Origin of the sequence: Candidatus Magnetaquicoccus inordinatus, assembly GCF_004217665.1 — a bacterium.
Classification (GTDB): Bacteria; Pseudomonadota; Magnetococcia; order Magnetococcales; family Magnetaquicoccaceae; genus Magnetaquicoccus; species Magnetaquicoccus inordinatus.
On the sequence record NZ_RXIU01000164.1, the window covers coordinates 1 to 8,059 of the forward strand.

6 protein-coding genes are annotated in these 8,059 nt (G+C 57.4%); all 6 read left to right on the forward strand.

The genetic code is table 11. The features are described from left to right. The first annotated feature begins 370 nt into the window (after positions 1-370). Genes ribF through EJP87_RS11490 form a run of 6 tightly spaced genes read left to right on the forward strand, consistent with a single transcriptional unit; the run spans position 371 to position 7,975 of the window. On the forward strand, positions 371-1,435 hold the full coding sequence (gene ribF / locus EJP87_RS11465; protein ID WP_130472014.1) for a riboflavin biosynthesis protein RibF: 1,065 nt from the start codon (positions 371-373) through the stop codon (positions 1,433-1,435). After that, positions 1,425-4,334 (forward strand): isoleucine--tRNA ligase, encoded by a 2,910-nt coding sequence (gene ileS / locus EJP87_RS11470; protein WP_130472015.1) that lies wholly within the window; start codon positions 1,425-1,427, stop codon positions 4,332-4,334. Before ribF ends, ileS begins: the two co-directional genes overlap by 11 nt. An 11-nt stretch (positions 4,335-4,345) precedes the next feature. Further along, the gene (gene lspA / locus EJP87_RS11475) at positions 4,346-4,882 is read left to right on the forward strand and encodes a signal peptidase II (protein WP_130472016.1); all 537 of its coding nucleotides are present in this window, start codon (positions 4,346-4,348) and stop codon (positions 4,880-4,882) included. After that, a complete protein-coding gene (locus tag EJP87_RS11480; protein WP_130472017.1) occupies positions 4,879-5,253 on the forward strand; it encodes a hypothetical protein in 375 nt (124 codons plus the stop codon). Before lspA ends, EJP87_RS11480 begins: the two co-directional genes overlap by 4 nt. Continuing rightward, entirely contained in the window at positions 5,250-6,629 is a 1,380-nt protein-coding gene (locus tag EJP87_RS11485) for a M16 family metallopeptidase (RefSeq protein ID WP_130472018.1), read from the forward strand. Before EJP87_RS11480 ends, EJP87_RS11485 begins: the two co-directional genes overlap by 4 nt. Beyond that, entirely contained in the window at positions 6,626-7,975 is a 1,350-nt protein-coding gene (locus EJP87_RS11490) for a M16 family metallopeptidase (RefSeq protein ID WP_130472019.1), read from the forward strand. Before EJP87_RS11485 ends, EJP87_RS11490 begins: the two co-directional genes overlap by 4 nt. The last annotated feature ends 84 nt before the right edge of the window (positions 7,976-8,059 follow it).

Genomic DNA, 8,059 nt, shown 5'->3' on the forward strand with positions numbered 1-8,059 from the left:
TTGCTAAGTTAATGGCATTGAGGGCACCTCCCTGGCCGGGTCCAGGGATGGAATCCCTGGGATTTTGCTTTTAATCTTTTGCCTTTGGCGCGCTTTTCAAACTAAGCCGACGCGCTCTTTGCGTCGGCGCAGCGCGCCTAATGGAAGCAAGCTGTGGGCATTGGCGCGCATTTTTTGCGCCAATGCCCACAGCATCCCCATGGGGGTAGAGCTGGCGAGTCATCGCAAACCGGGTAGACTTGGCGAGCCAGCACGAACCTGAATAGTTACCTTTTTGCTAACTATTCACCAGCAAAAACAACTGCGGCTCCAGGGAGGGCACCTTCCTGGCCAGGTCCAGGGTAGTCGCAACAGACCATTTACCTGGAAAATGGCAGGTGAAACACTGCAACCCTCCCTGACACCATTCGCAGCATTGACCTTTACGCCCCCTTTCGGTTACCCTGCCCCTTTGCTGCTTCAGACTAAATCGTTGTTAGACAGTATGTATATTATTCGCGGAATCCAACACCTGCCGCCCCATTTGCGCGGCGCTGCCGTGGTGATCGGCAACTTTGATGGCGTCCACCTGGGCCACCAGTCCCTGATGCAGTCGCTGCGGCAACGCGCCACCGAGCTGGGCAACCTGCCTACCCTGGTCATCACCTTTGCCCCACATCCGCAAAAATTGCTCAACCCCGAACAACCCCCGGAACGGATCACCAATATCCGTGGCAAAGCGCGTTGGATCGCCGAACAACAGATCGATGGCATGTTGGTCATCCACTTCAACCGGCAACTGGCCAATCTCTCCCCGGAAGAGTTTGTACAACAAATCCTGGTCGATGGCTTAGGAATTCGCGCCGTCCTGGTCGGTAAAAATTTTCGCTTCGGCTCCTGCGGTCAAGGCCACTGCTCCACCCTGGCCAACCTCGGTCAACACCATGGCTTTCACGTCTATTGCCAATCCCTGCTGCATGACCCAAGCGAACGGACCGTCTCTTCCACGCGCATCCGTGAATTGGTCAAACAGTGCCATTTTTCCGAAGTGATCCCCCTGCTGGGCCGCCCCTTTGAGATCGAAGGTCGGATCACCCATGGTCATAAACGCGGCCACTCCCTTGGCTTCCCGACCGCCAATTTGGTGCTCGCCGATCTCCTGCACCCCCCACCAGGGGTCTATATTGTCGAAGGCCAGGTCAATCAACAATGGCTGCCCGCCGTCGCCAATCTGGGCTTCAACCCCACCTTTGGCGATAATCGCCTGCGCCTGGAGGTGCATCTGCTCGCCCAATGCGGCAACCTCTACCGCCAACTGCTGCGCGTCCGCTTTCTGAAGCGCATCCGCGACGAAATTACCTTTGCCAACAGCGCTGACCTCCAACGACAAATCAGTTGCGATGTCCAAGAGGCGCAACGCTTTTTTCAGGAGATGAGAGCTCACCATGGACTATAAAAACAGCGTCCAACTCCCCTTGACCGATTTTCCGATGCGTGCCAACCTGCCGCAGATGGAACCGGCTATCCTGCAAAAATGGCTGACCGATGATCTCTACCAACAACTGCGTCGCCAAGCCCAGAGCAAGCCGCTTTTTACCCTGCACGATGGCCCTCCCTATGCCAACGGTCACCTGCATATGGGCCACGCCATCAATAAAGTCCTCAAGGATGTGATCGTCAAAGCCAAACAGATGAGCGGCTTTAACGCCAATTTTATCCCCGGCTGGGACTGCCATGGCCTGCCCATCGAAACCAACGTCGAGCAGGAGCTGAAAAAACAGGGCCGCAACAAGGATGATCTCCCCATCCAGGAGTTTCGCCGCCTCTGTCGCGGCTATGCCGAAAAATGGGTCAATACCCAACGCGAAGAGTTCAAACGACTCGGCGTCATCGCCAACTGGGACAACCCCTACCTGACCATGTCCTACCGCTTCGAGGCCGACATCGTCCGTGAACTGGGTCGCTTCCTGGCCAATGGCAGCCTCTATAAAGGGGTCAAACCGGTCTACTGGTGCATCCATGATGTCACCGCCCTCGCCGAGGCCGAAGTGGAATATCAGGACCACACCTCGCAATCGATCTATGTTGCTTTTCCTCTGGCCGAGGCTGCCACCCTGCCGATGCAGGCGGCTCTGCCCGACAATCTGCCCATCTCGATTCTGATCTGGACCACCACACCCTGGACCATCCCCGCCAACCTGGCGGTGGCTCTGCACCCGCAACTGCGCTATGTGGCTGTACATATTCAATCTGCAGCCCTGCCCCCCACTCTGCAAAACGGCGCCATCTTTCTCCTTGCCGAAGGGCTTCTGGAGAGCACCTTGGCCAGCCTCGGCATCCCTGCCGAAGAGACCCGGATCCTCGCCTCCTGCAACGGCAGCGACCTGGAAGGGATCCGTTTCCGCCATCCCTACCTGGAACAGGATGCCCCCATCCTGCTGGCTGACTATGTCACCTTGGAGGCGGGAACCGGCTGCGTCCATACCGCACCTGCCCACGGTCATGAAGACTTTGCCAGCGGACAGCGCTATGGACTAACCCCCTTCAATCCGGTCGATGACCATGGCCGCTTCCATGCCGACACTCCCCATTTTGCCGGCATGCCCATCTTCAAAGCCAATCAGGCGGTCATCGAACTGCTGCGCGAAAAGGGGCGCCTGCTGGCCCATCGCCCACTCACCCACAGCTATCCCCACTGCTGGCGCTGCCATAAGCCGATCGTCATCCGCACCACCCCGCAGTGGTTTATCTCCATGGAGAGCAATCAACTGCGCGAGCAGGCCCTGGCCGCCATCCGTGCCACCCAGTGGATTCCTGCCTGGGGCGAAGATCGCATCCGCAACATGATCGCCGTGCGCCCGGATTGGTGTGTCTCCCGGCAGCGCACCTGGGGCGTGCCCATCACCATCATCTCCTGCGCCCACTGTCACACCCGCTTGACCGATAGCGCCAGCATCGAAACCATCGCCCAGCAGGTCGAACAACACAGCGCCGACATCTGGTTTAATCAAGAGGCCAGCGCCTTTCTGCCAGATGGTTTTCAGTGCCCGCAATGCGCCAGCACCGAGTTTCAAAAAGAGAAAGATATTCTCGATGTCTGGTTTGATTCTGGCGTCACCCATGCCGCCGTTCTCGAACGCGGCGTCCAGGAGGGGTTGCCTCTGAGCTGGCCTGCCGACCTCTATCTCGAAGGCTCCGATCAGCATCGTGGTTGGTTCCACTCCAGCCTGCTGGCCGCCATCGGCACCCGCCAACAGGCTCCCTATAAGGCGGTGCTCACCCACGGCTTTGTTGTGGATGGCCAGGGACGCAAAATGTCCAAATCGCTCGGCAATGTCATCGCCCCTGACAAGGTGATTCAACAATATGGCGCCGACATCCTCCGCCTCTGGGTCACCGCCGAAGACTATTCTGGCGATATTCGTCTCTCCGACGAAATTCTCAAGGGACTATCCGATGCCTATCGGCGCATCCGCAACACCTTGCGCTTTCTGCTCGGCAACCTGCACGATTTTATTCCCGCGCAACATGCCGTGGCGGTGGAACAACTGCCGGAACTGGATCGCTGGGCCCTCGATCGCCTGGCCCAACTCATCCAACAGGTTGAAACCGCCTATGAAAGCTTTGCCTTTCATCGTGTCTACCAGGATTTGCACTATTTTTGTTCGGTCGATTTAGGCGCCTTCTATCTGGACATCCTCAAGGATCGTCTCTATTGCGATGGCAAAAACTGGCTCTCCCGCCGCGCTGCCCAAACGGTGCTCCACCATATTCTGGAATCCCTGGTGCGCCTGATTGCCCCCATTCTCTCCTTCACCGCCGAGGAGATCTGGTCCTTCATGGCCAATCCGGGAGATCAGGGGGACACCCCCAGGGCCGCGTCCGTGCACCTGACCTCCTTCCCGCAAGTGGATCCGCTCTGGCGCAATCGCCAACGGGAGGCGGACTGGGAGCAACTGCGCCAGGTGCGTGCTGCTCTCTACCGCATTCTGGAACAGGAACGACTTGGCAAACGTATCGGCACCTTCATGGAGGTGGAGGTCACACTCTATGCACAGCCGGAGTTGTTCACCATTTTGCACTCCTTTACTGATTTGGCTCGTCTGCTGATCGTCTCTCAGGTCAAGCTGTTGACCAGCCAGGAGGCCCCTGCCGAGGCCCTGCCCTGCAGCGATTTGCCTGCCTTGCAGCTTACCTTCCGCCGCTCCAGCGGGCAAAAATGTATCCGCTGTTGGAACTGGTCTGATCTGAGCCAAAAAGAGATCCCAGAAGGGAGCCCAGATCCCCATCCAGAGCTCTGCCCCCGCTGCCATGCAGCCGTGGAAGAGCTGCTCGCCAACAGTGCAGAGGCATAGAGCGGAAGACCATGGACTCTCTCCAGGCCAGCCCGGAAACAAACACGGCATCCCCCCCCGCTGCACTCTCTCCCAGCCGCAAAGGGGTGGGATTGTTGAGCGCTGTCCTGCTCTTGGCCGCCGATCAACTCTCCAAAGAGTTGGCCAGCACCCATCTCGCTACCCAGGAGTGGAGCCTGCTGCCCGGCTTTGCCGATCTGACCCTGGCCCATAATCTGGGCGCTGCCTTCAGTCTGTTTGCCGATCTTCCTCCCACGTGGCGTTCTCTGCTGCTGGTCGGTGTCGCCTCTCTGGCCATTCTCTTTCTCCTGGTGTTACTCTGGCAATCCAAACAGCGTCAGGAGAGCATCGCCCTCGGCTTGATTCTCGGAGGTGCTGCCGGCAATCTGCTCGATCGCCTGCGTTTGGGATATGTTGTAGACTTTATTCATTTACACTGGCATGATCTCTCTTGGCCAATTTTCAATCTGGCAGATGTCGCCATCGATCTCGGGGTGGCTCTGCTTCTATGGGACAGCTTTCGCAAAACGGGAACTCCATCACCATGAATCGCTCTCTTCGCTGGTCTCTTATCGCCTCCGCTCTGTTGCTGAATAGCTGCTCCAGCAACTTTTCTCTGCCCTGGGATGCCAATCTGCTGGATCCTGCCCGCGTTGCCACACGGGAACCATTGGAGATTCCACCGGATCTGCACAAACTGCCCTCCCCGGATGATGCGCGGCGCAATGTCGATGCCCGCACCCCCTCCTGGAGTGATCCCGCCCGTGCACCCAGCAGCAAAAGCAGTCGCAGCTCCACGGTGCAACTGCCTGCCCCGGTACCACTCAACCAGGATGATGGCATCTCCTCCCGTTCGGAGCAGGAAAAACTTCCCTCCTGGATGGGAAGTGGCTCCAGCAGCCCAACGGGTAAAAAATGATCGCTTCCTGGTGGCGCCCTACCTCCTGGGCACAACTCCTGATTTTGTTGGGGATAGTCTGCGCAGTTAAACCTGCCTTTGCTTTGGAACATCAAGATTTTACCCTGGATAATGGTCTGCGCGTCATTCTGGTTCGCGAGGCCAAAGCCCCCATCATGATCTCCAAAATCTGTTACCGGGTTGGTTCCATAGATGAACAACCCGGTAAAACCGGCCTCTCCCATATGTTGGAACATATGATGTTCCAAGGCACACCCGCCATTCCTGCTGGTGAGTTCCATCGGCGTATCGCCCAGCAGGGGGGTGAGGATAACGCCTCCACCTCGCACGATGCCACCTGCTACTATATCAAACTGGCCGCCGATCGCGCCGCTTTGGCCGTGCAACTGGAAGCGGATCGTCTGCGCCATCTCTCTTTGCATGAGGCAGCCTTCCACTCGGAAAATCAGGTGGTGCAGGAGGAGCGGCGCACCCGCACCGATGGCGACCCCAACGCCCGTTTTCTGGAACAGTTTCATAGCAAAGCCTATGCTGGCCACCCTTATGGACGCCCGATAATTGGCTGGATGCCAGAGATTCAGCAGTTGACCATCCAGGATCTGCGCGCCTGGTGGCAGCGCTATTATGTGCCCAATAATGCTGTTCTGGTCATGGTTGGCGACCTGGATCTGTCGGCAATGGCCGAACAGATTCGCCTGGCCTTTGCCGACATTCCCAAACAGGCAGAGCCACCACCACCTATTTTACCCCCCTTGCCGGAACAGGTTGCTGCCGACAACAGACGTGTACAGGTGCAGGATAGCAGTGTCACCCTGCCCCTCTGGTATGGTGGCTATCCGGTACCGACATGGAGCGACGACAACGCCCAAGAGGTTTTGGCTCTGGAGTTGTTGGCCACCATTCTTGGCGGCGGCAGCAGCAGCCGTCTCTATCAACGCCTGGTTTTGCAAGAGGCGTTGGCGGTCTCCACCTCAGCTCACTATGCGGGTTATGCCCGCAGTTGGGAGCTGTTTACCCTGGCTGCCACTCCCAACGCCGAAAGCAACAAGCCAGAAATCAGCAGCCCCGGTGCTGCGCTTCCGCATATGGAACGGATCATCCTGGAGGAGGTGGCGCGTCTGGCTCAAGAGCCGGTCAGTGAACGGGAGCTGCAGCGCGCCAAAAACAGTATGATCGCCCAGCATATCTATTCCCACGACTCCATCCATGAGTTGGCCTCGACCATCGGCATGTTAAGCAGCAGCGGTATTGCTTGGCGCACCCTCATCGAAGAGTATCCGCAACGTCTCTCTGCGGTGCAGGCCAGTGATCTGCAGCGTGTTGCCGCCCGTTATCTGCGTGCTGACCGTTTGACCATTGGGGTGTTGCAACCATGAGACTCTCTCCTTTACTTCTGCGGCTGCGCCCTGTTCTGCTGGTTGCTCTGCTGATTCTGGCTGCTCTGCGCCCCCTGCAGGCCGGACAGAGCAGTCAATATTTTTCAGGACCGGGGGGGATGTCGGTCTACCTGCTGGAAAATCATGCCAATCCCATGGTAGAGATGCGTCTGCTCAGCCGTGGTGGCGCCGCCCATGATCCCCCTGGAAAGGCGGGCCTTGCTGCCATCAGTGCCTGGATGTTTAATGAGGGTTCAACAGAGCTCACCTCCAGTGCCTTTCATGAGCGACTGGATTTTCATGGTATTCATTTGGGGGCGACAGCCAATGTGGAGACCCTGCAGGTCAATTTGACCACGCGCACCGAGCATCTGGATGAGGCGCTGGCCCGACTTGCCGATCTGATCTTCCGCCCACGCATGGAAGAAAAGGATTGGCAGCGGGCGGTGTTGGAACAAAAAGCCAGCATCATCAAGGCCCGTGAGCAGCCGCAAACCCAAGCCTCGCTGCGCATGTATCAACTGCTTTTTCCGGATCATCCCTATGGTTCACCGTTGAGCGGCACTATAGAGGGACTGAGCAACATCACTCTGGAGGATGTAAGAGAGCGACATGTGGCGATGATGCACGCGCCACACTTGATTTTGGCGGTAGCGGGAGCCATCTCTCGTGCACAACTGGAGAGTTTATTGCGGCAGCATCTGGCAGCTTTGGATCCCACACCTTCTCCGTTGGCGGCCATTCCACCGGTAGCGTGGCCGCCGCAGCAGCAGAGCTCTTCCTCGTCACGGCAGGAGCATATAGAGTTTGCTGTCCCGCAAACCACGCTCATGCTGGCCACCTTGGGCATCAGTCGTCATGATCCCGATTATTATCCTTTTTATGTACTCAATCAGATTTTGGGCGGAGCGGGTTTAAGCAGCCGTCTCAATCGCGAGATTCGGGAAAAGCGGGGTTTGACCTATGGTGTCTATTCACGTTTTTCCCCGCTTTCGCAACCGGGAGCGTTCATAGTGGTCATGAAGACCAAAAACGCCTCCAGCAATGAGGCGTTACAGTTGTTGCGCCAGGAGCTGCAAAAGATGGCCGACAGTGGGGTAAGCGCCGAGGAGTTACAAGAGGCCATAGAATATTTGACCGGCTCTTTTCCTCTGCATCTGGATGGCTTGGGCAAGCTGGCGGCCACCTGGGCGACCATTGGCTATTTTCAACTGGGTGAGGATTATTTGCAGCGTTGGCCGGAGCGGATTCGTCAGGTGACAGAGGCGGATATTTTGCGGGTAGCCAAGCGAATTTTGGATCTGTCCCAATTTTATACAGTCACCGTGGGCAAAGCCCCCTCTTAAGCAGGGCATCGCATTTGAAAATCAGAAAACTATTATGGAGGTCCAGGAGGAGATTATCTCCTCCTGGTGGGTGCAGGGCAAAGC